The sequence below is a fragment of the Rahnella sp. PAMC25617 genome (assembly GCF_050606005.1).
GTDB lineage: Bacteria > Pseudomonadota > Gammaproteobacteria > Enterobacterales > Enterobacteriaceae > Rahnella > Rahnella variigena.
Genome location: NZ_JBOCUM010000019.1, coordinates 112,067 through 135,631 on the forward strand (window position 1 = coordinate 112,067; position 23,565 = coordinate 135,631).

Consider the following 23,565-nt stretch of genomic DNA (forward strand, 5'->3'; position numbering starts at 1 on the left):
AAACCGAACGCGGTGAGGCGTGGAATTTTTCGAAATTGTTCGTTTGAAAGAGAAAAGAGGAGGGAGAAGAAAACCAGGAGCACGGCATTCGCGCTCCTCAAAAAACAACAATCAGCAGAGTTCGAGATGAACGTCGTATTTATCGATAATGCTTTTTACGCTGTCCGGCGGCTGTTTGTCGGTAAACATGTAGTGAATTAAATCCATTTTACCGAGGTTTACCATGGCGTTACGGCCAAATTTAGAATGGTCAGTGACCAGCATGACGCAGCGTGAATTTTCGATAATCGCACGTTTGGTTCGCGCTTCGTGATAATCGAATTCGAGCAATGAGCCGTCCATATCAATGCCGCTGATGCCGAGAATGCCGTAATCGAGGCGGAACTGAGAGATGAAATCGAGCGTCGCTTCACCCATGATCCCGCCATCACGGGCGCGAACTTCGCCGCCGGCAAGGAACAGACGGCAGTCATCTTTCGCACTGTACAGCGTGGCGACATTCAGATTATTGGTGACGATACGCAGGTCTTTATGATTCAGCAGCGCATGTGCCACGGCTTCCGGCGTGGTGCCGATATCGATAAATAAAGTCGAACCGTCGGGGATCTGGCTGGCAACGCGCGCGGCAATCCGCGCTTTCGCTTCTGACCACATCACTTTACGGTCGTTATACGCCGCATTCACGGAACTCGACGGTAATGCCGCACCGCCGTGGTGACGGTGAATTTTATTCTGTTCGGCCAGGTCATTGAGATCACGGCGAATAGTTTGCGGGCTGACTGCAAAATGCTCCACCAGCTCTTCGGTACTGACATAACCCTGCTGGCGGACTAAATCGATAATCGCATCATGGCGTTGTGTTTGTTTCACCCGGAGCCCCTACTTACTTTTTTTGTTGCGCGGAGTGCGCGTATCAACAAATGCCATCACCAGACCCAGACCCAGGCCAAAGGCGTGTGCGGCATTAGCCACGGCTGCGCCACCTGTGGCATAACCGATGAACATAAAGATCAGAGAAATAACCAGCAATCCGCCGGGCACGTACAAGCGGCTTTCCGGTTTCAGTTGCCCGGTCAGCCAGGCGTAACCCATCAGCGCATACACCACGCCCGACAGTCCGCCAAACCAGACGCCGCTGACCATCGACTGGCCCCAGCCGCTGATTAAGGCAGAAATCAGTGTGACAGTGAATAATTTTCCGCTGCCCAGATGCATCTCAATCTGGCTGGCCAGATACCACCACCAGGCGAGGTTAATCAGTAACGCGATAAACGAGAAATTCATCAGGGCAGGCGTGAACCAGCGCCACACCTGGAAGACGCGCGAACTGTCCGGCCACGCCAGCCAGCTCATCACTAATTCGTCACCCACCATTTGTTGCAGGATAAACACCGCCAGACATAACACAATCATGCCGATGGTCAGCGGACCCGCGCGGGAGCGCAGACTTTTAAGAAACGGAGTGTGCGACATTTTTAAATGCGGCTGCGCTTTTCCGGTTTTCCAGCTGGCTTCCTGATAACGCGGGTGCAGCGGATCGCGGACAAACAACGCGACCTGTTTTTCGGCCTCTTCCAGACGGGATTCGTCTTCCAGCCAGAGCTGAACTTCCTGACTTTCAAGTTTTATGGTCAGTGTAAAACCCTGCGTTGCCATGTAATCGACAAACGCCTGAGCGAGGCGGGGATTGTTCAGATTTAGAATGCGCACCATAGCGTTAAGCGGTTTCCCTAATTGTTTGACTGCGGTAATTCATTGTTATGTAGACAGGCGATAACGGTATCGCCCGATTATCTGTCAGCAGGCGTCTGGTTAACAGTGTCATGCTAACCTAAATGCTGACGACATCGCACTTTGCTCGCGTGCAGAGAGGCCAATTTTGCTGGCAATTGTTGGCCACTGCCTGACGATTTGCCGGCAGCGCCAGATGATATCCTGCGCATCGCTGTCTGAAATGCGAAAAACTGGCGCGACGGAAAGCGCTAAATCGAGATCCATCGCATTATCAGATTCGCTGATATTCAGTTTCAGTCCTGTGCTTTGTGCCACCGGATTCATGTCGTAGGCCGGTGCAAGACGCCATCCTTTTCCCGGTTCCAGCAGAAAGCCGTGATTACGCAGATGATCGTCGGTATTGGATACCAGTAAGTTGAAAACGATGCGCGACCAGAGTTCGCGTAAATCCTGATTGGGTTGTGCGCCCTGATTAATAAGTACCGCTGCCAGCTCAAGGTAGCTGACACCGGAAGAGGCGTCATCGCCATCCTGGTGGCCGGTCAGTGTCATGGCCGAGGCAAAATGTTTACGCTGGCCCTCTGCCGTCCGGTCAAAACGCTTCACTAAAAAACAGTGGTGAGGATTGGCATAGCGGCGGGCAAGGCTTTCAGGCACATTCAGACCACAAGCTTTTGCCAGCGTACTGACCACCAGTTCCCAGGCGCCGATATCATATTCGTCATTAATGCTGGGGAATTTTGCTATCCAAAGATGACCATCTGGTGCGCTGACGCTGGCTTTCGGTCGGGCGCCGCCAAGCGATCCGCCCGGTGCAATCAGTAAACGTAACCATTCATCACCCGCGGCATCCTGATTTTCACTGTCCTTTTCCAGCGCCCGGCTGGCGGCTTCGAGTTCGCGAATCTGAATGAAAGGAGGAGCCGCGACATCATGACGGTCATCCAGAAAATTGCCTTCATCATTGAGCCGAAACCGCAGCGCGCCGATACGAAAATTGTCATGAACGCCCAGCAGGCAATCAGATTCATGCAGACGTTGAGTTGCAGGGGCCACGCCTGCGCGTTTTTCCCGTTCCAGCCGTCTTTTCATCAACAACCGTCCCCAGCGATCCGGACTGGTATCCGCGAAGGCACCAAAAATATCCTGCCCTTGTGCCGGATATTGGGGGCCAGTGAATAAACCTATCCGTGGATCAAGCTGAAGATTGGCAAAATCAGGATGCTCCAGCGCAGCCTGATCATATTCAAAGGCAAAAATTTCACGACCTGCGGCCTGATGCACATTGAGATAACCGATGCGCAAAGCTGCAAGGAGGGGGTTCCAGTCGGCATATACGGCAATCCTTACCGTCATTTCTTCGTCCTTTTAGGGGTTTTTTTACCGGTATCTTCACCCTCCTGAAGCAGTGACGCTAATGAACCGGCACTTAAAAAATCATCCCTGGCCCAGTCACTTTCGGTATCCGTTTCCTCAGATTTTAAAGGAGGACTCTCTGAGGGCGCAGATGAAGGCGTCCGTTTTGAACGGGAATTGCGTGAGATGGGTTTACGGGGAATTAATGTGGCGTCCTGTAACTGGCGGCCGAACGGATCATCTTTGAGCAACAAATTGAGATCTTGTTCTACGCCCAGAACCTGCATTACCGCCAGACACGCACCGAGAGTGACGCCTGTGTTGCCGCGTTCAAGATTGCGCAATGTCATGGGAACCATACCTGCGCGTTCTGCGACCTGTGCTGCCGTCAGTTTGCGGCGCAGCCTCGCCAGACGAAGACGATCGCCAAATTCAGTTAATAGCGATTCAGTTGCCGGGAGCAAAGGTGACGTTTTACGGGGCATAGTAGCAGCCAATGTGAAGTGTAAACTGAAAGTATTATGGCGATATATGCTCAATATCGCCATAATAATTACACTTTAGCATGCAGGAGATGTGATGCTCAGCGCGATTTCCGGGTCTTTTACAACCCTTCCAGTGCCTGTTGCAGGTCCGCAATCAGGTCTTCGGTGTCTTCAATACCGATACTGATGCGCACCAGTCCGTCGGTAATACCGCTCTGACGGCGGATTTCCGGCGCGACGGCGCTGTGCGTGGTAGACGCCGGATGGCAGGCCAGCGAATCGGTGTCTCCCAGAGAAACCGCCTGCGTGATGATGCTCAGCTTATCGAGGAAAGTTCGTGCCGCGTTCAGCCCGCCTTTCAGCTCAATGGCCATAATCCCGCCAAACAATTTCATTTGTTTCGACGCCGTAGCGTGTCCCGGATGCTGTTTCAGTCCCGGATAAAACACGGTGTCTACTGCACTGTGCCCGTCAAGGAATTCCGCGACTGCCTGCGCGCTCAGAGAGCTGGCCTCGACGCGCAGCGGCAAGGTTTTCAGGCCGCGGATCAGCAAACTGGCTTCGAACGGGCTCAGATTTCCGCCGAACTGTTTCAGGCCGAGGGTGCGGATTGGCGTGATCAACGCCGCAGGACCGGCCACCACGCCGCCGGTCGCATCGCCATGACCGCCGATGTATTTGGTCGCGGAATGCAGAACGATATCAATGCCCAGTTCCAGCGGGCGCGTCAGGTACGGCGTGGCAAAGGTATTATCTGCCACACTGACTGCACCGGCGGCTTTGGCAAGGCGGGCAATTTCTGCCAGATCGGCGATATCCAGCCCCGGGTTAGCCGGTGTTTCCACCAGCACCACTTTGGTATTTTTGGTGAATGCCGCTTCCAGTTCCTTCACATTCGTGACGTGAACCGGTTTGATGCCATAGCGCGGCAACAGGTTGCGCACCACACCTTCGGTGCCGCCGTACAGCGTGCCGATATGAATGATTTCATCGCCGGGAACCAGCAGGGCAAACAATGTGGCGCTGATTGCCGCCATGCCACTTGCGCAGGCCACGGCGGTTTCTGCGCCTTCGAGTGCCGCCAGTTTCTGTTCGAAAACGGCCACCGTCGGATTGGCGAAACGGCTGTAAATATAGCCGGGCTCTTCACCGCTGAAACGACGTGCGCCGCTGTCAAAGTCCGGGTACGAAAATGCCGATGCGGCGGTGATAGGTGTCGCAATCGCGCCGGTCAGGGCATCAGGCTGCTGTCCGCCATGAACGGCGAGCGTACGCATCCCTAAAGAACGTGAAGTGTTCAGATGTTTCATCTTGGAATCCTGTCGATAGTAGGCGGAAATTATATCAACACTGGAGAAAGGTAGCTTTTTCAGCTTAAGAACATTTTCGGCGCAAACTCATTAGCCTGGTTATAAAGACCTGGGCTAAAACGCCCCGGTTTATAAAGACCCGGTTTATAAAGGCTATAGCCTGCGCCGGAGGCAATTAAGGGTGGGATCAGGCTTCGATATCTTGCGGGAAGGCTTTTGACCAGGCTTCGAAACCGCCGTCAACGCTGTACACCGACTCGAAACCCTGAGAAATCAGGAATTGCGCGGCGCCACGGCTGCTGATGCCGTGATAGCACATCACCAGTACCGGCGTTTTGGCATCGGCCTGCTGAATAAAGGCGGGCAGGCTGTCGTTGCTCAGGTGATAAGCGCCCGGGGCATGTGCTGCGCCGAAGCTTTGCGGGTCGCGGATATCGACCATCACGGCGTCGCCTGAGGTCAGGCGGGAATGCGCTTGTTCAACGCTGATTGCTTCAAATTGTTCCATTCTGGTCGTGCCTCATAAAAGGTTATGCCGCTATTCTACCCAATAATTGCGCGACTAAGACCAGACGAAAAGCAGGGTTAAGCATTAAACGAGGATCACCTGCACACCTTTCTGGCGTAATTGTTCGATGATTTCACTGTTGGCTTCTTTGCCGGTGATCAGCACATCGATTTGCTCGGTGCGGCTGAACAGCATACCAGCACGTTGCCCGATTTTGCTGCTGTCGACCAGTGCCGCTAGTTTTCCGACATAATTCAGCATCTTCTGCTCGGCCATCGCCGTCAGCATGTCGGTTTTATACAGGCCGTCAGTCGTCAGTCCTGCGCCACTGGTGAACATCCAGTGCCCGGCATACAGGCTGGCGTCGCCGTCCTGTGGCGCTAAGGTAATTGACTGACTTTTATTGTACTGACCGCCCATGATCACCACGCTGTCGTGTTCCTGCTCGATCAGATAATTGGCCAGCGGCAGATAATTGGTGATGACCTGAATATCTTTTCCGCACATTTCGCGCCCCAGCAAAAACGCCGTCGACCCGCAGTTAATCACCACACTTTCACCCGGCTGGCACAGTCCGGCAGCCGCTTTGGCGATGCGCATTTTCTCGTTGAGATTGTGCGTCTGATGGATGTTCAACGGCGTCCAGTTCTGACGCGGCTGATTCACGGCTTCCGCACCGTTACGCACTTTACGCAGTTTGCCCAGTTCGTTGAGTTTGGTGATGTCACGACGCGCCGTAGCGGGTGAAATATCAAACTGATCAATCACATCAGCGACGGAAATCTGCCCCTGACGTTGCAGCAGATCGAGAATAGCATTGTGGCGTTGTGGCTCAGTCATGGTGGCTCCGGGCAAAATCGTTAAATGATTATTCCATGATTATAAACGAGCAGTAATGCGAAATGCATTGTTTATGAAGGCGCAAATTAATCGACCTCAATCAATCCCCTAAATAATTCGAGTTGCAGCAAGGCGACAAGCTCAGGAAGCCCCGGGAGCTTAGTTAACTAAGTGACCGGGGTGAGTGAGCGCAGTCAACGCATCTGCAACTTGAAGTATGACGGGTATTTATAAGAAGGATTTAAACGGCAGGTCGGTTTCTGTCGTAAAGCAGTCGTCAAAGCCACGCGGATAATGATATTCGAAATTATCCTTATCATCCGGATAGGTGAATTTACCGCCAACCTGCCAGATAAACGGTTTGAAGCCGTATTTCAGGCGATCTTTTTTCATCTCCCACAGCACGCGGATTTCCTGCGGATCGGCCTGGAAATTCGACCAGATATCGTGATGGAACGGAATAACGACTTTGGTGTTCAGGGATTCCGCCATGCGCAGCATATCCACGCTGGTCATTTTGTCGGTGACGCCGCGCGGGTTCTCGCCATAAGAGCCGAGCGCCACGTCAATCTGATACTCGTTGCCGTGCTTGGCGTAGTAGTTGGAATAGTGCGAATCGCCGCTGTGATACAGGTTTCCGCCCGGCGTTTTGAACAGATAATTGACTGCACGCTGATCCATCATATCCGGCAATACGCCGGCGGCTTTCTGATCCGCGGGCAGGGTAATCAGCACCGTGCGGTCGAAGGAATCCAGTGCGTGAATTTCCACGTCTTTGATCCGTAACACTTTGCCCGGTGTCATCACGATACAGCGGCTGGCAGGCACGCCCCAGCTCATCCACAAATCCACGCAGGTTTGCGGGCCGATGAACGGGACTTCAGAAGAACAGTTTTGCATGACAGCGGCGGCCACGTTCACATCGATATGATCGTTATGATCGTGGGTGGACAACACCGCGTCGATCTCCCTGATCGCAAAGGGATCGAGAACGAACGGCGTGGTGCGCAGATTCGGCTGGAGCTTCTTCACACCGGCCATGCGCTGCATCTGGTGGCCGGTTTTCATCAGCGGACTGCTGTGATTCTGCTTGCCCACGCCGCACCATAAATCGACGCAGATATTGGCGCCGCCCTCAGACTTCAGCCAGATCCCCGTACAGCCCAGCCACCACATGGCGAAGGTGCCCGGCGCGACTTTTTCCTGCTCGATTTCTTCGTTTAACCAGGTGCCCCATTCCGGAAAAGTGCTGAGGATCCAGGACTCGCGGCTGATCGTTTCTACTTTGCTCATGGTATTCCCTCATCTGAGTTGGCTTTGAAATAGAGTCACAATAAATCATTTAATGATTATATGTGATTTGTTTGTGAGAAAGTTATCATCGAAAACTCATCATGACAATGGTTTTCAGGATGTGTTTCTCAGCGGGAATAGCGATGGGATTGGATGAAGATGTAAGGATTTAGCGAGATATCCGTTATTTTCAAAATGATTATAGTATTGAAATACATAGTAAATATAAGAATTTTCATTGCGGTGGCAATGACACGTCATGACGATATCTTGCGAGACTGCTCACAAATAATCATTATGAATCTTTATCTGATTCGATGTGAGCATTAGAGTGCATCTGTCCCTCACTGTTTAGCGCGGAGTTTGCTATACAAACGTGCTGAAGAGATCAAACAAGGTCAGACGGAGAGTCTTATGGAATTCCTCTACACCATCTTCACCGTATTTTTTAATCAGGTTATGACCAACGCGCCGTTGCTGTTGGGGCTTGTGACCATGCTCGGTTACATCCTGCTCAGGAAGAGTGCGACGGTGATCATCAAGGGCACCATCAAAACCATTATCGGCTTTATGTTACTGCAGGCAGGATCCGGCATTCTGACCGGTACCTTCAAACCGGTGGTGGCAAAACTTTCAGAAGTGTATGGCATTAACGGCGCAATATCAGACACCTATGCGTCGATGATGGCCACGGTTGAGCGCATGGGCGAGGCCTACAGCTGGGTCGGATACGCGGTGCTGATCGCGCTGGCGCTGAATATTCTGATGGTGGTGTTCCGCCGCATTACCGGCATTCGCACCATCATGCTGACCGGCCACATTATGTTTCAGCAGGCGGGGCTGATTGCGGTGTTCTTCTTCATCATGGGCTACCCGATGTGGACGACCATCTGGTCAACCGCAATTCTGGTGTCATTGTACTGGGGCATCACCTCGAACATGATGTACAAACCGACGCAGGCCGTGACCGAAAACAGCGGCTTCTCGATTGGTCATCAGCAGCAATTTGCCTCGTGGATTGCCTGTAAGGTCGCGCCCTATCTCGGTAAAAAAGAAGACAGCGTTGAAAACCTTAAATTGCCGGGCTGGCTGAATATCTTCCACGACAATATCGTCTCTACGGCCATCGTGATGACCGTATTCTTCGGCATTATTCTGTGCTCCTTTGGCCTCGATACCCTGCAACAGATGGCCGGAAAAACTCACTGGACGATTTACATCCTGCAAACCGGTCTGATGTTTGCGGTGGCGATTTTCATCATCATTCAGGGCGTGCGCATGTTCGTCGCTGAGTTGACGGAAGCCTTTAACGGCATCTCCCAGCGCTTAATTCCCGGTGCCGTTCTGGCCATCGACTGTGCGGCTATCTACAGCTTTGCGCCGAACGCCGTGGTCTGGGGCTTTATGTGGGGCACCATCGGCCAGCTGATTGCCGTCGCCATTCTGTTTGGCATGGGCTCTTCCATCATGATCATTCCCGGCTTCATCCCGATGTTCTTCTCAAACGCCACCATCGGCGTGTTTGCCAACCACTTCGGTGGCTGGCGTGCGGCGCTAAAAATCTGTCTGGTGATGGGGATGATCGAAATCTTCGGCTGCGTCTGGGCCATTAAACTCACCGGTCTGAGCGCCTGGATGGGCATGGCCGACTGGTCAATTCTGGCACCACCAATGATGCAGGGCTTCTTCAGCCTCGGCATGGCCTTTATGGGGATCATTGCGGTCATCGCATTGCTTTACATGTTCTTCGCCGGTCGCACCTTGCGCGCTGAAGAAGATGCTGAAAAACAAACACTTAATCAGTCCGTTTCTCACTAATGACTTCTCATAAATGATGTATCAGCAAACAAAGAGGTTCTCATGACAGTACGAATTCTGGCGGTATGCGGTTGCGGGCAGGGCAGTTCGATGATCATGAAGATGAAAATCGGCCAGTTCCTGACCCAGGAAGGCGTGGATCACACCATGAACAGCTGCGCGGTGGGGGAATACAAATCTGAGCTGAGCGGCGCCGACATTATTGTCGCCTCCACACACGTGGCGGATGAAATCACCGTCAGTGGCAACAAATACGTGGTCGGCGTGCGCAACATGCTGTCGGCGGCAGACTTCGGTCCGAAAGTGATGGAAGTAATTAACGCGCACTTTTCCGCTGACCTGAAAAAGTAAGGAGCGATGTATGAAACTGCGAGATTCGCTGGCTGAAAACAACTCGATTCGCCTTCACGCAGAAGCAGAAACCTGGCAGGACGCCGTGAAAATTGGCGTCGATATGCTGGTGGAAGCCGGTGTGGTTGAGCCGCGTTATTACCAGGCGATTCTGGATGGCGTGAAACAGTTCGGGCCGTATTTCGTGATTGCGCCGGGTCTGGCGATGCCGCATGGCCGCCCGGAAGAGGGTGTTCTCAAAACCGGTTTTGCGCTGGTGACACTGAAAACGCCGCTGGTGTTCAATCATGAGGATAACGATCCGGTGGATATCCTCATTACGCTGGCAGCGGTGGATGCCAATGCACATCAGGAAGTGGGCATCATGCAGGTGGTGAACCTGTTTGATGATGAAGCCAATTTTGACCGCCTGCGCGCCTGCACCACCGCGCAACAGGTGCTGGATTTGATCGACCTGACCTCCGCCACGGCGGTTCACTAATTCGTTATCAGAGAAGGAATTCACTATGACTCATTCATTACCGATGTTGCAGGTGGCGCTGGATAACCAGTCGATGGACGACGCCTACAAAACCACGCGCCTGATCGCCAGTGAAGTCGACATTATCGAAGTCGGCACCATTTTGTGTGTCGCAGAAGGTGTGCGTGCGGTGCGTGACCTGAAAGCGCTGTATCCGGAAAAAATCGTGCTGGCCGATGCCAAAATCGCTGACGCCGGAAAAATACTCTCGCGCATGTGTTTTGAAGCCAATGCCGACTGGGTAACGGTGATTTGCTGCGCCGACATCAACACCACCAAAGGCGCGCTGGAAGTGGCGAAGGAATTCAACGGTGATGTGCAGATTGAACTGACCGGCTACTGGACGTGGGAACAGGCGCAGGAATGGCATGACGCCGGTATCCAGCAGGTGGTTTATCACCGCAGCCGTGACGCACAGGCCGCCGGTGTGGCATGGAGCGATGCCGATATCACTGCAATCAAACGCCTTTCCGGCATGGGCTTTAAAGTGACGATCACAGGCGGTCTGGCGCTGGAAGATTTGCAGCTGTTTAAAAACATTCCGGTTCACGTATTTATTGCCGGGCGCAGTATCCGCGATGCCAAAGATCCGGTTGATGCGGCGCGTCAGTTCAAAAAATCCATCCGCCAGCTCTGGGGCTAAGGAACATCAGATGATGCACAAAGCCGTTCCCCTCGGTATCTATGAAAAAGCCCTGCCTGCGGGCGAAGACTGGCTGGCGCGCCTGACCATGGCGAAAGAGCTGGGCTTCGATTTCGTTGAGATGTCGGTGGATGAAACCGACCACCGGCTGGCGCGGCTTGACTGGTCACGTGAGCAGCGGTTGCAGGTCGTCGATGCGATTTCGCGTACCGGCATCCGTATTCCGTCGATGTGTCTGAGCGCCCACCGGCGGTTCCCGCTCGGCGCAGAAGACGATGAAACCCGCAATCACGGGCTGGAAATCATGCGTAAAGCCATCGTGCTGGCACAGGATTTGGGCATCCGCGTGATCCAGCTCGCCGGTTATGACGTCTGGTACCAGCAGGCCAACGATCATACCCGCGAGCGTTTCCGTGACGGTTTGCAGGAGTCCGTCGAAATGGCCAGTCGCGCGCAGGTGACGCTGGCGATGGAAATCATGGATTACCCGCTGATGAACTCGATCAGCAAAGCGCTTGGCTACACGCATTACCTGAACAATCCGTGGTTCCAGCTTTATCCTGACATTGGCAATTTATCGGCGTGGGACAACGACGTGCAGATGGAACTGGCGAGCGGCGCAGGGCACATCGTCGCCGTGCATATTAAAGACACGCAGCCCGGCGTATTCAAAAACGTGCCGTTCGGCAGCGGCGTGGTGGAGTTTGAGCGCTGCTTTGAAACCCTGCAAAAAAGCGGCTATCGCGGGCCGTATCTGATCGAAATGTGGAGCGAAACTGCCGCCGACCCGATGCAGGAAGTGCGCAACGCCCGCGCCTGGGTGGTAGATAAAATGCAGAAAGCCGGGCTGAACATGGAGGAAATGGCATGACGGACGCACTGAAACAACGTGTATTTGAAGCCAACATGGCGCTGCCGGCTTTTGGTCTGGTGACGTTCACATGGGGAAATGTCAGCGGCATTGACCGCGAGCGCGGGCTGGTGGTCATCAAACCGAGCGGCGTGGAATACGAGACAATGCAGGTCAGCGACATGGTCGTGCTGAACCTGCAAGGCGAGGTTGTGGAAGGGCATTACAAACCGTCCTCCGACACCGCCACGCATCTCGAACTTTACGCCCGTTTCCCGCAGCTTGGTGGCATCGTGCATACCCATTCGACTTATGCGACGTCATGGGCGCAGGCCGGAGTGGCGATTCCTCCGCTCGGTACCACGCACGCGGATTATTTTGCCGGAGCCATTCCCTGCACGCGGCCGTTGTCGCGCCACGAAGTGAACGGGGAATATGAACTTGAAACTGGCAAAGTGATCGCCGCTGCGCTGACCGGTACCGACCCGCTGCATATGCCCGGCATTCTGGTCGCCCAGCATGGTCCGTTCTGCTGGGGAACCACGCCGGAACAGGCAGTACACAACGCCGTAGTACTGGAAGAAGTCGCGAAAATGGCGTGGATCACCGGTTCCATCCGCCGTAACCAAACTCCGATGGATGATTACCTGCTGCAAAAACATTTCAGCCGAAAGCATGGGCCGGATGCGTATTACGGGCAGAAATAATCGCTATTGAGATGCCATTAGAACCCCTCCCCAGCCCTCCCCTTCGCAGGGGAGGGAGCCGATCGAGTTTTTGCGCCTCCCCCTGCGAAGTGGGAGGCGGGGAGGGGGTTTTAATGGCAACGCCCCATCCCTTCGACATGATTTCATGCATTTTTCCTCATCCCCGCAGTGAGCATTTTTCCAGCATAGGGTTTATACATAGATATCGCGATCACACTTTTTCTCACGGAAGCATTCCGTCCCCTCAGACAGAAAAGAGACTGCCCTATGTCGAAGATCACGTTCAAGCAGGATATTTTTTTGGCGGCGCTCACCCGCCAGTGGCAAGCGTTCGGACTCACTTCAGCTTCAGATATGACTCAGCATCAGTGGTGGCACGCAGTCAGTGCTGCCGTCGCCGAACAGCTTCCTCCGCAAAATGATACCGTCAGCAGCAAAAGCAAAAAAATTACCCGCCACGTTAACTACATCTCGATGGAATTTCTGGTTGGGCGTCTTACCGGTAACAATCTGATTAACCTCGGCTGGTACGAAAAAATCGCCACAGCGCTGCAGCCGTTTGCTATCAATCTGACTGATTTGCTGGAAGAGGAAATCGATCCGGCGCTGGGCAACGGCGGACTGGGACGGCTGGCAGCCTGTTATCTGGATGCGATGGCCTCGGTCGGGCAGCCCGGTATCGGTTATGGCCTGAACTATCAGTACGGTTTATTCCGGCAGCGTTTTGTTGACGGCAAACAGAAAGAGTCGCCGGACGACTGGCACCGCAGCGAATATCCATGGTTTCGCCATAACAGTTCGCTGGCGGTCAGCGTCGGCGTCGGCGGTAAAGTCGTGAAAAATGAGCAGGGTGTGTCGCGCTGGGAACCGGAATTTACGCTGCGTGGCGAAGCCTGGGATTTGCCGGTGATGGGCTATCGCAATGGCATCACGCAGCCGCTGCGCTTATGGGAAGCCACGCATCCGCATCCGTTTGATCTCGAAAAGTTTAATGACGGCGAGTTTCTGAAAGCGGAACAACAAGGCGTCGACGCCGCCAAACTCACCAAAGTGTTATACCCGAATGACAACCATCAGGCCGGTAAACGCCTGCGCCTGATGCAGCAATATTTCCAGTGCGCTTGCTCGGTGGCCGATATCCTGCGTCGTCACCATTTCCTTGGCCGCAAAATCAGCGAACTGCCGGATTATGAAGTCATCCAGCTTAACGATACGCACCCGACCATTGCCATTCCTGAAATGCTGCGCGTGCTGCTCGATGAGCATCAGCTGAGCTGGGATGACGCATGGCACATCACCAGCCGTACGTTTGCGTACACCAACCACACGCTGATGCCGGAAGCGCTGGAAACCTGGGACGAGCGTCTGGTGCGCAGCCTGCTGCCGCGCCATTTCCAGATCATTAAACAAATCAACGCCAACTTTAAGAAACGGGTCAGCAAAGAATGGCCGGGCGATGAGGCTGTCTGGGCGAAGCTTGCCGTGCATCACGACAAACAGGTGCGCATGGCAAACCTCTGCGTGGTTGCCGGTTTTGCGGTTAACGGCGTGGCGGCGCTGCATTCAGATCTGGTGGTCAAAGATCTGTTCCCGGAATATCACCAGCTTTGGCCGCAGAAATTCCACAACGTGACTAACGGCATTACACCGCGCCGCTGGCTGAAACAGTGCAATCCGGCGCTGTCCGCGCTGATTGATGAGCGCCTGAAAACCGACGGCTGGGTGAACAATCTGGATTTGCTGAAAGGTCTGGAAGACGGCATCAAAGACAAAAAATTCTGCAAGCAGTACCGCAAAATCAAGCACGACAATAAAGTGCGGCTGGCGGAATACGTCTGGCAGCGCATGGGGATCCGGCTCAATCCTGACGCGATTTTCGATGTGCAGATCAAACGTCTGCACGAGTACAAACGTCAGCATCTCAATCTTCTGCACATTCTTTCACTGTACCGCCAGATCCGCGATAACCCGAAACTCGACATCGTGCCGCGTGTTTTCCTGTTCGGTGCAAAAGCCGCGCCCGGCTATTACCTCGCCAAAAATATCATCTATGCGATCAATCAGGTGGCAGAGAAGATCAATAACGATCCGATCGTCGCCGATCGTATCAAAGTGGTATTCATCCCGGATTATTGTGTGTCGGTGGCTGAACTGATGATTCCAGCGGCGGATGTCTCCGAGCAGATTTCTACCGCCGGGAAAGAAGCTTCCGGTACCGGCAATATGAAACTGGCGCTCAACGGTGCGCTGACCGTCGGCACGCTGGATGGTGCCAACGTCGAAATTGCCGAACAAGTCGGCGAGGACAACATCTTTATCTTTGGCCTGACCGTCGATGAAGTAAAAGCGCAGCTGAAAAAAGGCTACAAGCCGAAAGCGCTGGTGAAAAAGGACAAACATCTCAAAGCCATTCTCGACGAACTGGCCAGCGGCTTTTATGCCAATGGAGACAAGAAAGCCTTCGATCTGATGCTCAACAGCCTGCTCGACGGCGGTGATCCGTATCTGGTGCTGGCCGATTTTGCGGCCTATTGCGAAGCACAGAAACAGGTCGATACGCTGTTCCGGAATACCGATGAATGGACGCGCCGCACGTTACTGAATACGGCGCGCGTCGGCATGTTCAGCGCCGACCGCTCCATCCGTGATTATCAGCAACGCATCTGGCAGGCCAAACGATAAGGAGCAGACATGGAAGATAAGCAACTCGTTGCAGCCGCGCGCCGGGCAGGGATTGTAGACAGTTTCATCAATATGACGGATGACGTCGAAACAGTATCCGATAACACGCGGGCGGCTTTGCTCGCGGCGATGGGGCGGGACCCGGCTGACATGCCGGAAATCACGCCCGTGCCGCCGGTAAAAGTATTTACACAAAGCAAAAAAGTGCTGCTGACGCCGGAAGGTGCTGGCGCTTTCAGCTGGCAACTGACGCAGGAAAACGGCAGTCAGACGCATGGCGACATCCCGGCGGGTCAGGCGCTGAACCTCGGCGCAGCGCTGCCTGCCGGTTATCACCAGCTGACGTTATCGCAAAACGGCAATGTCTGGCCTTGCCGGATTATCGTCGCGCCGCCGCGTTGCTATGAGCCGCAGGCGTTGCGGGCGGGCAAAAAACTGTGGGGCGCGACGGTGCAGCTTTATACCCTGCGTTCGGAAAATAACTGGGGCGTGGGTGATTTCGGTGACCTGAAAAAAATGGTCGAAGAAGTCGGAAAACGTGGCGGGGCGTTTGTCGGGCTGAATCCCATTCATTCGCTGTATCCGGCGAATCCGCAAAGTGCCAGCCCGTACAGTCCGTCGTCCCGCCGCTGGCTGAACCTGACCTACATCGATGTGAACGCCGTGGAGGAATTCGCCGCCAGTCGCGAGGCACAAAACTGGTGGCATTCCAGAGAGACGCGTGACGCGTTATTGCAGGCACGCAGTACGGAGTTTGTGGATTATCCGCAGGTCATGGCGCTGAAATCCGCCGCGCTGAAACTGGCCTGGCCGCTGTTTTGTGAACTGCCGCAAGACAGCCTGCGTAAGCAGGATTTCCGCCGGTTCGTGGAACTCGGCGGCGACAGTTTGCGGCAACAGGCGCTGTTCGACGCGCTGCATGTGCATCTGCGGGATCTGGATTTAGGCCAGTGGGGCTGGCCGGTGTGGCCGCAAGCCTATCGCGATGCCCAAAGCGCGGATGTACGCGAATTCAGTGAGCGTTATGCCAGTGAAGTTGAGTTCTATCAGTGGCAGCAATGGCTGGCGCATACGCAGTTTTCAGAATGTTATCAGCGCAGTGTGAAACTGGAGATGCCGATCGGCGTGTACCGTGATCTGGCGGTCGGCGTAGCGCAAGGCGGCGCGGAAACCTGGTCGGATCCGGCGCTGTATTGCCTGAAAGCGACCATTGGCGCGCCGCCGGATATTCTTGGCCCACAGGGGCAAAACTGGGGACTTCCGCCCATTGATCCGCACGAAATGAAAGTCCGTGCCTATCAGCCGTTTATTGATTTGCTGCGGGCAAATATGGCGGAGTGCGGGGCGCTGCGTATCGATCACGTGATGGGGCTGCTGCGTTTGTGGTGGATACCGGCGGATCAGGAGGCGGGGAATGGCGCGTATGTCCGTTATCCGCTGGAAGATTTACTCGGCGTGCTGGCGCTGGAAAGTCAGCGGCATCAGTGCATGGTGATTGGCGAAGATCTCGGTACGGTGCCGAAAGAGATTGTCGCCAGCCTGCGTGACAGCGGGGTGTATTCCTACAAGGTGTTGTATTTCGAGCACGATAAAAACTACGTTTACCGGCCGCCGGAAGACTATGTTTCGCAGGCAATGGCAACGGTCACCACGCATGATCTGCCTACGTTGCGCGGTTACTGGGAAGGCGGCGATTTAACGCTCGGTGCGTCACTTGGCGTTTATCCTGATCCGCAGGTGCTGGAGAAATTGCGCGGGGAGCGTGAACACAGCAAGCAGGGATTGCTGGATGCGTTACATCGGACAGGGTGCGTGCCGAAATCGATCGGCAAAACGGCAGCAAACATGCCGATGACGCTGGTGCTAAATGGCGGGCTGCAGCGTTATCTGGCAGGCAGTGCCAGCGCATTGCTCGGCCTGCAACCGGAAGACTGGCTGGATATGGATTTGCCGGTTAATGTGCCGGGCACGAATACCGAATACCCTAACTGGCGGCGCAAACTGACGCGAACGCTGGAGGAAATGTTTGGCGATGAGCATATTGATGCGCTGCTGGCCGATTTGAGCAAACGGCGAAAGGGGTAATCCAGGAGGCAGAAAAGGGCCTGAGTTTCCTCAGGCCGCTGTGATTAATTCTCTGTTGCCGCCTTGTAGCCTTTCACGATCAGCAACGGTGGATGGTTGGTTTCGGTGGAATCGAAGGTGTACGTCCCGCCGTTCTGATCACCGCCGAGGTAGAAAGCGACTTCCGTTTTGCCTTCTGCCAGCGCCTGGCGAACAGCCGTATCCACGATAGCGTCGCGATACTGACGGTTATTATTCATCGAGATGGTGCCAGCTGACTGGTAATCCGTTGCCGGATGGTTATCCCAGTTCACTGTTTTGCCATCCCAGTCCGTGGTTGTGCTGTAGACATTCAGCTTGCCGGTGGCGCTGGAAGCCGCATTGCCACCAAACACCCGCAGACGGTAGACGAATAATCCCTCTTCAGAGGCCGGGATGGCTTCCGGCAGTGCAGGAATTTTAAACTTAAACAGAACCAGGCTTTCCGGATTACTGGCATGACCGCCGTTTTTCCAGTTGTCGCTGGCGGTCAGCAATGTGCTGCTGCCGTAATTGGTGCTGCTGTTGGTACTGCTGACGACCGTGTCTTCCAGTGCCGGCTCGTAGCTGTAAGGGATGGTGTTACTGCAATCGAAAGCCAGATTCATACACAAGTCGGTCATGTATTTCGCTGACTGTTCAGGCCAGCCATTCACAAAATCACCATGGGCGGTGTAAATGCTGCCCCACTTCTCGATGCGTTGATCACCGACCATTTCAGGATCCAGCGAAAGCTGTATTTTGCTGGTATCCAGTGAGGTGATCTGCGGCAACACGTAGGCAATGTTCATGTTGACCTTAGGTATTTTCACCGGAAAAGCCGCAGGACAGACATTGTTTGAGTCATATGTGGCGTTCGCCACACCCTTCTCAGGTTTCAGATGGACACCGTCCCAGCAGTTGGGGAAGTTAATGCCGATGTTGAACTGCACGGCATCCCCGCCTGAGCGCAAACCACAGACCTGATCGGCGGTGTTTGTGTAGCCGTTCCCATTGGCACACAAGAAGCTGACGTGCGGATTGGGTGCGGTGCCCACGTGATCCCCTGCCAGCAGCTGTAACCCCTTTGGGAAAGGCGTCAGCGGATACTTTTCTACCGAGTTAGCCTGATAATAGGTTTTCTGATACGACGGCTTCACGACTTCGCCTGAAGGCAGTTTCATGGTCGGTGCCCAATAGGCGGTGGAATCTGCCTTGTTGTCACAGGTGGTTTCCGGTTTTGCCTGCAGCGTGTCGTAGGTGGAATACGCATCGGTGCTGGTGTTACCGAAGAAGTCGTGGAGCATCGCGTGATTGGGCATACCAAACATCAGAATGGCATCGTCGCCGAGGGTATGGCTGTAGGAACAGGAAACGTTCGACTGTCCTGATGCCGCATGAGAAGCCAGCGGCATCAGGGCGAACAGACCTGCGAGAGGGACTAAAACGCGTAAGGTTTTTTTCATAACAGACTCCGGACAGACAGTGATTTCCTTAGAAATGACATCCGGGGAAGTGTGTGTGTCCGGCCTGGCTCTCGCTTGAGAAAGCAGGTCTGAGACGTGTTGTAATACACGATTCCTTTTCCCCTGCCTCTGTTTTATGCGCAATCTGTGCGTGCTGAAAGCGAGTCTGGTTGTGCCATTACGGGCACAACAGGAAGGGGGAAATTGCAGGCAATAAAAAGGGCTCAGCGGTGCTGAACCCTAAAGTATTGTGATACTGGAATGGCGTTAACCGATCAGTAGAACGAGTGTTCACCGCGCTGGTGTTCGGTCAGGTCACGAACGCCTTTCAGCTCAGGGAAGTTTTGCAGCAGTTCTTTCTCGATGCCATCTTTCAGGGTGACATCAATCATTGAACAGCCGTTACAGCCGCCGCCAAATTGCAGAACAGCGATACCGTCGTCAGTGATTTCCATCAGGGAAACACGTCCGCCGTGGCTGGCTAACTGCGGGTTAATCTGCGATTGCAGCTGATATTCAACACGTTCCATCAGCGGCGCATCGTCAGAGACTTTACGCATTTTGGCGTTCGGTGCTTTCAGCGTCAGCTGAGAACCGAGCTGATCGGTAACGAAATCGATGACCGCATCCTGCAGATAAGGTGCGCTTAATTCATCGACGAAAGCGGACAGTTTCTCGAACTTCAGTTCGGTATCCGTCGCTTCAACGGCGTCCGGCGGGCAATAAGAGACACCGCATTCTGCGGTCGGCGTACCGGGATTGATCACGAATACGCGGATTTGGGTGCCTTCTTCCTGGCTTGCCAGCAATTTGGCAAAGTGCTCTTGGGCAGCATCGGTAATAAGGATCATAACATTCGCTCAATAGTTGACTACTCTAGTTGGTTATAATACGCCCTTTCATTTTACCCGTCACCCTTCACGTTGCCAGAGTGTTAGCAGCACGTGCCTATGTCTGCAACGTCCGGCAGATACAGGCGATTTGCAGTGAAGCAACGCCCTGATTGCGCAGTATTTTACTGATTTCACGCACTGTGCTGCCGGTCGTCACCACATCATCCAGCAGCATCACGTGCTTATCTCGCAGATTGATATGGCAGGTGAAAGCTTTACGCAGATTCCACTTTCTTTCCCGCTCGGTCAGGCTTTGTTGTGACGTCGTCTGCCGGTCGCGGCTCAGGGCATTGGGCAGGTATTCACAATGCAGCCAGCGTGCCAGTGGTTTTGCCAGCAATTCACTCTGATTATAACCGCGTGAGAAGTAGCGTTTCTGATGCAGCGGCACGCTGAGCAGCACGTCGGGTCTGGGCAGATTGCGCCTCCGGTAGCGTTCCTGCCAGCGCAGCAACAGCAAGCGGGTGAGTGCGGTGTCGAGCTCCGGTTGCCCGGAGAATTTGAACCGCAACACCAGCCCGCTCACCGGCATTTCATAGGGACTGGCGAAGATCATCGCGTCCCACGGCGGCGGTTTTAATAAACACCGCCCGCAATCAGCCTCACCGCCGCTGGAGGGCAATCCGCAGCGCAGGCAATGCGGCGGAGCGACCGGCAGATGTTTCATACACAGGCTGCAAATGCCCTGGATCGTAAGATGCAGCGGACACTGGCATAGCCAACAGCGGCCGGCAATTGTTAGCATAGTGGCGGGTTCCTTTAGCCATTCAGACAGACACGGACAATACGCTATGAATACGCTTTATCAGGAGACAATCGGCGAAGGAGATCGCCATCTTGTGCTGCTTCACGGATGGGGGCTGAATGCCGAAGTCTGGCGTTACACGGCAGAGCGACTTGCGCCGCAATTTTGTCTGCATCTGATCGACCTGCCGGGCTATGGCCGCAGTGAAGGTTTCGGGGCGATGACGCTGGAAGAGATGGCGGAAACGGTTCTGGCGGTCATGCCGCCAAAGGCCTCGCTGATGGGCTGGTCGCTGGGCGGTCTGGTCGCCAGCCAGATTGCGCTGAGCGCGCCGCAGCGCGTGGAAAAACTGATTACCGTGGCATCTTCGCCTTGCTTTACCGCGCACGAAGACTGGCCGGGGATCCGCCCAGATGTGCTGCAGGGTTTTCAGCATCAGCTGAGTGAAGATTTCCAGCGCACGGTCGAGCGTTTTCTGGCGTTGCAGACACTCGGCAGCGACAGCGCGCGTCAGGATGCCCGATTGCTTAAATCGATTGTTCTGAATCTGCCGATGCCACCGGCTGATGTGCTCAACGGCGGGCTGGAGATTTTGCGCACGGCCGATTTACGCCAGCCGATGACGCAACTGACGTTGCCAATATTGCGTATTTACGGCGCGCTGGACGGGCTGGTGCCGCGAAAAGTCGTGCCGTTGCTGGATGTGTTACTGCCGGATTCCCGTTCAGAAGTCATTGAAAAAGCAGCACATGCGCCGTTTATTTCTCACCCGGACGCTTTTTGTGAACTTGCCGGTCAGTTCCTGATGTCAGAATGAAAATCAATGTAAATATTTTTTACTAATTTCTGGATAATTCCCGAAGGTGATTAATACTTAAGCCGATAGATGCCGGAGGTGAGAGGGGGAAGAGTTTCCATCGCCCGTTTGTGTCTCTGGGGAGAAATCTGGTGGTTGACCAGGAAGGTTCGTGCCAGCACAGATTCACCTGCCGTTCATATCTTGACTGCTTTCTTTCAAAATTATTCATCCAATTAGAGGTAATGTCATGAAATCAAATAAAATTATTATTGCAGCTGTTCTGGCAGGTTTGTTCTCTGTGAACGCAATGGCCGCTGAGATGATCACCAAAGAAGAAGCCAAAGATAAGGGTTACACCAGCCTGGGCGTGGTAACGACCAGCAATGAATACACTGCGCCAATGGATGCTAAAGATGAGCTGTCCAAACTGGCTGATGAAAAAGGCGGGAAATACTACGTCGTCATCGCCGCGCAGGAGAAAAAGAAAATCACTGCTACCGCAGAAGTGTTCAAGTAATTCTCTGAATCTGCGAAAAGGGGATGCCTGGTGCATCCCTTTTTTTCGCCTGTTTTTGCGCACTTCCTCTCATTCCTTGTTCTGTATCAAACTGTTTTTAAAGAATTCTCCTCAATCGTTACTCTCAGGGTAACGAAGTGTCAGCGCCCTTAATTGATGGTTATCTCACCGCTTCCTACACTTAACACGCTAATTAAACAGGTCAATTGTGATGCAACCGCCACTTGACTGAACTTCCCACCGTCCTCTTTGTTTCATCACGCCGGGAAGATTCAGCAAGCTCAACCCAGGGAGGTTTGGCATGCCGCAACATCCGCAGACCACGAAAGTATGGGACACCCGCCGCAGCGAAAAACAACGGCGTATCGACAGTGTCCGTTCCGTGGCAGAGGGTAAAGTTTTACCCACAGACAAAATCATCCCTATCCTCGAAACGCTGATCGCCTCCGGTGACCGCGTGGTAATGGAAGGTAACAACCAAAAACAAGCTGACTTTCTTTCCCGTTCGCTGGCAAAAGTGAACCCTGAAAAGCTGCATGATTTGCATATGATCATGCCGAGCGTCAGCCGTTCTGAACATCTGGATCTCTTCGAACGCGGTATCGCCCGCAAGCTTGATTTCGCTTTCTCCGGCCCGCAAAGCCTGCGTATCGCGCAACTGCTTGAAGACGGTCAGATGGAAATCGGCGCGATCCACACGTACATCGAGCTGTATTCCCGTCTTTATGTCGATCTGGTGCCGAACATCGCATTGATCGCCGGCTTCAAAGCGGATCGCAAAGGCAATCTGTATACCGGCGCAAGCACTGAAGATACACCGGCGCTGGTCGAAGCCGCTGCCTTTAAAAACGGCATCGTGATTGCGCAGGTGAATGAACTGGTCGAAGAAGACACCGACCTGCCGCGCGTCGATATTCCCGGCGACTGGATTGATTTCGTGGTCGTCGCCGACAAGCCGTTCTTTATCGAACCGCTGTTCACCCGTGACCCGCGCCTGATTAAACCGGTTCACGTGCTGATGGCGATGATGGCGATTAAGGGTATTTACGCCAAACACAACGTGCAGTCCCTGAACCACGGTATCGGTTTTAACACCGCAGCCATCGAACTGCTGCTGCCGACGTACGGCGAACAGCTCGGTCTGCGCGGCAAAATCTGTAAACACTGGACGCTGAATCCGCACCCGACGCTGATCCCGGCTATCGAAAGCGGCTGGGTGGAAACCGTTCACTGCTTTGGCGGCGAAATGGGGATGGAAGAGTACATTCGCGCCCGTCCGGACGTGTTCTTCACTGGTTCCGACGGCTCCATGCGTTCCAACCGTGCGTTCTGCCAGATGGCAGGCCAGTACGCGGTCGACATGTTCATCGGTTCCACCTTGCAGGTCGATGGTCTGGCGAACTCCTCAACGGTGACCCGCGGTCGTCTGGCCGGTTTCGGTGGCGCGCCTAACATGGGCCATGACCCGCACGGTCGTCGTCACTCCACGCCAGCCTGGCTCGACATGATTGAAGAGCCGGATCCGATGGCACGCGGTAAAAAACTGGTCGTACAGATGGTGGAAACCTTCCAGGCCGGGGGCAAACCGACGTTCGTTGAGAAACTCGAAGCCGTCGATGTGGGTAAAGAATCCGGTATGCCGCTGGCGCCTGTGATGATTTACGGCGACGACGTGACCCACGTGCTGACCGAAGAGGGGATTGCTTACCTGCACCGCGCCCGCTCTCTGGAAGAACGCCGCGCAATGGTCGCTGCGGTGGCCGGTATCACTGACATCGGTCTGGGCGTTGACGCCAAACGCGTCGCCGACCTGCGCCGTCAGGAACTGGTGGTCTTCCCTGAAGACATGGGGATTCGTCGCACCGACGCCACCCGTTCTTTACTGGCGGCAGGCAGCGTGAGCGAACTGGTTGACTGGTCCGGCGGTTTGTATAACCCGCCAGCCAAATTCCGTAGCTGGTGATCC

The 23,565-nt window shown here is 54.2% G+C and carries 22 protein-coding genes; 11 read left to right on the forward strand and 11 right to left on the reverse strand.

What is annotated here, in order from left to right:
• Positions 1 to 111: 111 nt before the first annotated feature.
• The 8 genes from ACM615_RS21910 to ulaG form a co-directional block, all read right to left on the reverse strand.
• The gene (locus ACM615_RS21910; protein WP_112291926.1) at positions 112 to 870 is read right to left on the reverse strand and encodes a DeoR/GlpR family transcriptional regulator; all 759 of its coding nucleotides are present in this window, start codon (positions 868 to 870) and stop codon (positions 112 to 114) included.
• Positions 871 to 879: 9 nt separating this feature from the next.
• On the reverse strand, positions 880 to 1,713 hold the full coding sequence (gene glpG, locus ACM615_RS21915; protein WP_112291924.1) for a rhomboid family intramembrane serine protease GlpG: 834 nt from the start codon (positions 1,711 to 1,713) through the stop codon (positions 880 to 882).
• A 108-nt stretch (positions 1,714 to 1,821) separates the two neighbouring features.
• A complete protein-coding gene (locus tag ACM615_RS21920) occupies positions 1,822 to 3,090 on the reverse strand; it encodes a type II toxin-antitoxin system HipA family toxin (protein WP_431012529.1) in 1,269 nt (422 codons plus the stop codon).
• The gene (locus ACM615_RS21925; protein ID WP_132967020.1) at positions 3,087 to 3,575 is read right to left on the reverse strand and encodes a helix-turn-helix domain-containing protein; all 489 of its coding nucleotides are present in this window, start codon (positions 3,573 to 3,575) and stop codon (positions 3,087 to 3,089) included. The genes ACM615_RS21920 and ACM615_RS21925 overlap by 4 nt, the downstream gene beginning before the upstream one ends.
• 119 nt (positions 3,576 to 3,694) lie before the next feature.
• Positions 3,695 to 4,885, reverse strand: a complete 1,191-nt coding sequence (locus tag ACM615_RS21930) for a trans-sulfuration enzyme family protein (RefSeq protein ID WP_431012530.1) — start codon at positions 4,883 to 4,885, stop codon at positions 3,695 to 3,697.
• A 187-nt stretch (positions 4,886 to 5,072) separates the two neighbouring features.
• A complete protein-coding gene (gene glpE, locus ACM615_RS21935; protein ID WP_431012531.1) occupies positions 5,073 to 5,393 on the reverse strand; it encodes a thiosulfate sulfurtransferase GlpE in 321 nt (106 codons plus the stop codon).
• A gap of 84 nt (positions 5,394 to 5,477) precedes the next feature.
• Positions 5,478 to 6,233, reverse strand: a complete 756-nt coding sequence (gene ulaR / locus ACM615_RS21940) for an HTH-type transcriptional regulator UlaR (RefSeq protein WP_113877221.1) — start codon at positions 6,231 to 6,233, stop codon at positions 5,478 to 5,480.
• A gap of 228 nt (positions 6,234 to 6,461) precedes the next feature.
• A complete protein-coding gene (gene ulaG / locus ACM615_RS21945; RefSeq protein WP_431012532.1) occupies positions 6,462 to 7,526 on the reverse strand; it encodes an L-ascorbate 6-phosphate lactonase in 1,065 nt (354 codons plus the stop codon).
• A 414-nt stretch (positions 7,527 to 7,940) separates the two neighbouring features.
• Here ulaG and ulaA point away from each other — a divergent pair, with 414 nt between their 5' ends.
• The 8 genes from ulaA to malQ all read left to right on the forward strand — a co-directional run bounded on the left by ulaA (position 7,941) and on the right by malQ (position 17,182).
• Complete coding sequence (gene ulaA / locus ACM615_RS21950; RefSeq protein WP_112291912.1) at positions 7,941 to 9,344, forward strand: PTS ascorbate transporter subunit IIC; 1,404 nt, start codon at positions 7,941 to 7,943, stop codon at positions 9,342 to 9,344.
• A 42-nt stretch (positions 9,345 to 9,386) separates the two neighbouring features.
• Entirely contained in the window at positions 9,387 to 9,695 is a 309-nt protein-coding gene (gene ulaB, locus ACM615_RS21955) for a PTS ascorbate transporter subunit IIB (protein ID WP_013573565.1), read from the forward strand.
• Between the two features lie 10 nt (positions 9,696 to 9,705).
• Complete coding sequence (gene ulaC / locus ACM615_RS21960) at positions 9,706 to 10,176, forward strand: PTS ascorbate transporter subunit IIA (protein ID WP_159281890.1); 471 nt, start codon at positions 9,706 to 9,708, stop codon at positions 10,174 to 10,176.
• 25 nt (positions 10,177 to 10,201) lie between these two features.
• Complete coding sequence (locus ACM615_RS21965) at positions 10,202 to 10,858, forward strand: 3-keto-L-gulonate-6-phosphate decarboxylase UlaD (protein WP_431012533.1); 657 nt, start codon at positions 10,202 to 10,204, stop codon at positions 10,856 to 10,858.
• A 10-nt stretch (positions 10,859 to 10,868) separates the two neighbouring features.
• A complete protein-coding gene (locus ACM615_RS21970) occupies positions 10,869 to 11,729 on the forward strand; it encodes an L-ribulose-5-phosphate 3-epimerase (RefSeq protein WP_120162635.1) in 861 nt (286 codons plus the stop codon).
• Entirely contained in the window at positions 11,726 to 12,415 is a 690-nt protein-coding gene (locus ACM615_RS21975) for an L-ribulose-5-phosphate 4-epimerase (protein ID WP_129637675.1), read from the forward strand. Before ACM615_RS21970 ends, ACM615_RS21975 begins: the two co-directional genes overlap by 4 nt.
• A 267-nt stretch (positions 12,416 to 12,682) precedes the next feature.
• A complete protein-coding gene (gene malP, locus ACM615_RS21980; protein ID WP_431012534.1) occupies positions 12,683 to 15,097 on the forward strand; it encodes a maltodextrin phosphorylase in 2,415 nt (804 codons plus the stop codon).
• A gap of 9 nt (positions 15,098 to 15,106) precedes the next feature.
• Complete coding sequence (gene malQ / locus ACM615_RS21985) at positions 15,107 to 17,182, forward strand: 4-alpha-glucanotransferase (RefSeq protein WP_431012535.1); 2,076 nt, start codon at positions 15,107 to 15,109, stop codon at positions 17,180 to 17,182.
• Between the two features lie 44 nt (positions 17,183 to 17,226).
• Here malQ and ACM615_RS21990 read toward each other — a convergent pair whose 3' ends face one another.
• The 3 genes from ACM615_RS21990 to gntX all read right to left on the reverse strand — a co-directional run bounded on the left by ACM615_RS21990 (position 17,227) and on the right by gntX (position 20,283).
• On the reverse strand, positions 17,227 to 18,645 hold the full coding sequence (locus ACM615_RS21990) for a DUF7594 domain-containing protein (protein ID WP_112288672.1): 1,419 nt from the start codon (positions 18,643 to 18,645) through the stop codon (positions 17,227 to 17,229).
• Between the two features lie 275 nt (positions 18,646 to 18,920).
• Complete coding sequence (nfuA, locus tag ACM615_RS21995; protein WP_112288671.1) at positions 18,921 to 19,496, reverse strand: Fe-S biogenesis protein NfuA; 576 nt, start codon at positions 19,494 to 19,496, stop codon at positions 18,921 to 18,923.
• A gap of 97 nt (positions 19,497 to 19,593) precedes the next feature.
• Complete coding sequence (gene gntX / locus ACM615_RS22000; RefSeq protein ID WP_113877210.1) at positions 19,594 to 20,283, reverse strand: DNA utilization protein GntX; 690 nt, start codon at positions 20,281 to 20,283, stop codon at positions 19,594 to 19,596.
• A gap of 46 nt (positions 20,284 to 20,329) precedes the next feature.
• Between gntX and bioH the strand changes: the two genes are divergently transcribed.
• The 3 genes from bioH (at position 20,330) to mdcA (ending at position 23,562) form a co-directional block, all read left to right on the forward strand.
• Positions 20,330 to 21,100, forward strand: a complete 771-nt coding sequence (gene bioH / locus ACM615_RS22005) for a pimeloyl-ACP methyl ester esterase BioH (protein ID WP_431012536.1) — start codon at positions 20,330 to 20,332, stop codon at positions 21,098 to 21,100.
• Positions 21,101 to 21,329: 229 nt separating this feature from the next.
• On the forward strand, positions 21,330 to 21,599 hold the full coding sequence (locus tag ACM615_RS22010; RefSeq protein ID WP_112288668.1) for a YdgH/BhsA/McbA-like domain containing protein: 270 nt from the start codon (positions 21,330 to 21,332) through the stop codon (positions 21,597 to 21,599).
• 301 nt (positions 21,600 to 21,900) lie between these two features.
• Positions 21,901 to 23,562 (forward strand): malonate decarboxylase subunit alpha, encoded by a 1,662-nt coding sequence (gene mdcA, locus ACM615_RS22015; protein ID WP_113877208.1) that lies wholly within the window; start codon positions 21,901 to 21,903, stop codon positions 23,560 to 23,562.
• Positions 23,563 to 23,565: the final 3 nt, after the last annotated feature.

What these genes read in the sequence shown, in the direction of transcription:
- glpG (WP_112291924.1), bottom strand. Translation starts at nt 1,713, where the DNA reads ATGGTGCGCATTCTAAATCTGAACAATCCCCGCCTCGCTCAGGCGTTT.
- ACM615_RS21920 (WP_431012529.1), bottom strand. Translation starts at nt 3,090, where the DNA reads ATGACGGTAAGGATTGCCGTATATGCCGACTGGAACCCCCTCCTTGCA.
- ACM615_RS21925 (WP_132967020.1), bottom strand. Translation starts at nt 3,575, where the DNA reads ATGCCCCGTAAAACGTCACCTTTGCTCCCGGCAACTGAATCGCTATTA.
- ACM615_RS21930 (WP_431012530.1), bottom strand. Translation starts at nt 4,885, where the DNA reads ATGAAACATCTGAACACTTCACGTTCTTTAGGGATGCGTACGCTCGCC.
- glpE (WP_431012531.1), bottom strand. Translation starts at nt 5,393, where the DNA reads ATGGAACAATTTGAAGCAATCAGCGTTGAACAAGCGCATTCCCGCCTG.
- ulaR (WP_113877221.1), bottom strand. Translation starts at nt 6,233, where the DNA reads ATGACTGAGCCACAACGCCACAATGCTATTCTCGATCTGCTGCAACGT.
- ulaG (WP_431012532.1), bottom strand. Translation starts at nt 7,526, where the DNA reads ATGAGCAAAGTAGAAACGATCAGCCGCGAGTCCTGGATCCTCAGCACT.
- ulaA (WP_112291912.1), top strand. Translation starts at nt 7,941, where the DNA reads ATGGAATTCCTCTACACCATCTTCACCGTATTTTTTAATCAGGTTATG.
- ulaB (WP_013573565.1), top strand. Translation starts at nt 9,387, where the DNA reads ATGACAGTACGAATTCTGGCGGTATGCGGTTGCGGGCAGGGCAGTTCG.
- ulaC (WP_159281890.1), top strand. Translation starts at nt 9,706, where the DNA reads ATGAAACTGCGAGATTCGCTGGCTGAAAACAACTCGATTCGCCTTCAC.
- ACM615_RS21965 (WP_431012533.1), top strand. Translation starts at nt 10,202, where the DNA reads ATGACTCATTCATTACCGATGTTGCAGGTGGCGCTGGATAACCAGTCG.
- ACM615_RS21970 (WP_120162635.1), top strand. Translation starts at nt 10,869, where the DNA reads ATGATGCACAAAGCCGTTCCCCTCGGTATCTATGAAAAAGCCCTGCCT.
- ACM615_RS21975 (WP_129637675.1), top strand. Translation starts at nt 11,726, where the DNA reads ATGACGGACGCACTGAAACAACGTGTATTTGAAGCCAACATGGCGCTG.
- malP (WP_431012534.1), top strand. Translation starts at nt 12,683, where the DNA reads ATGTCGAAGATCACGTTCAAGCAGGATATTTTTTTGGCGGCGCTCACC.
- malQ (WP_431012535.1), top strand. Translation starts at nt 15,107, where the DNA reads ATGGAAGATAAGCAACTCGTTGCAGCCGCGCGCCGGGCAGGGATTGTA.
- ACM615_RS21990 (WP_112288672.1), bottom strand. Translation starts at nt 18,645, where the DNA reads ATGAAAAAAACCTTACGCGTTTTAGTCCCTCTCGCAGGTCTGTTCGCC.
- nfuA (WP_112288671.1), bottom strand. Translation starts at nt 19,496, where the DNA reads ATGATCCTTATTACCGATGCTGCCCAAGAGCACTTTGCCAAATTGCTG.
- gntX (WP_113877210.1), bottom strand. Translation starts at nt 20,283, where the DNA reads ATGCTAACAATTGCCGGCCGCTGTTGGCTATGCCAGTGTCCGCTGCAT.
- bioH (WP_431012536.1), top strand. Translation starts at nt 20,330, where the DNA reads ATGAATACGCTTTATCAGGAGACAATCGGCGAAGGAGATCGCCATCTT.
- ACM615_RS22010 (WP_112288668.1), top strand. Translation starts at nt 21,330, where the DNA reads ATGAAATCAAATAAAATTATTATTGCAGCTGTTCTGGCAGGTTTGTTC.
- mdcA (WP_113877208.1), top strand. Translation starts at nt 21,901, where the DNA reads ATGCCGCAACATCCGCAGACCACGAAAGTATGGGACACCCGCCGCAGC.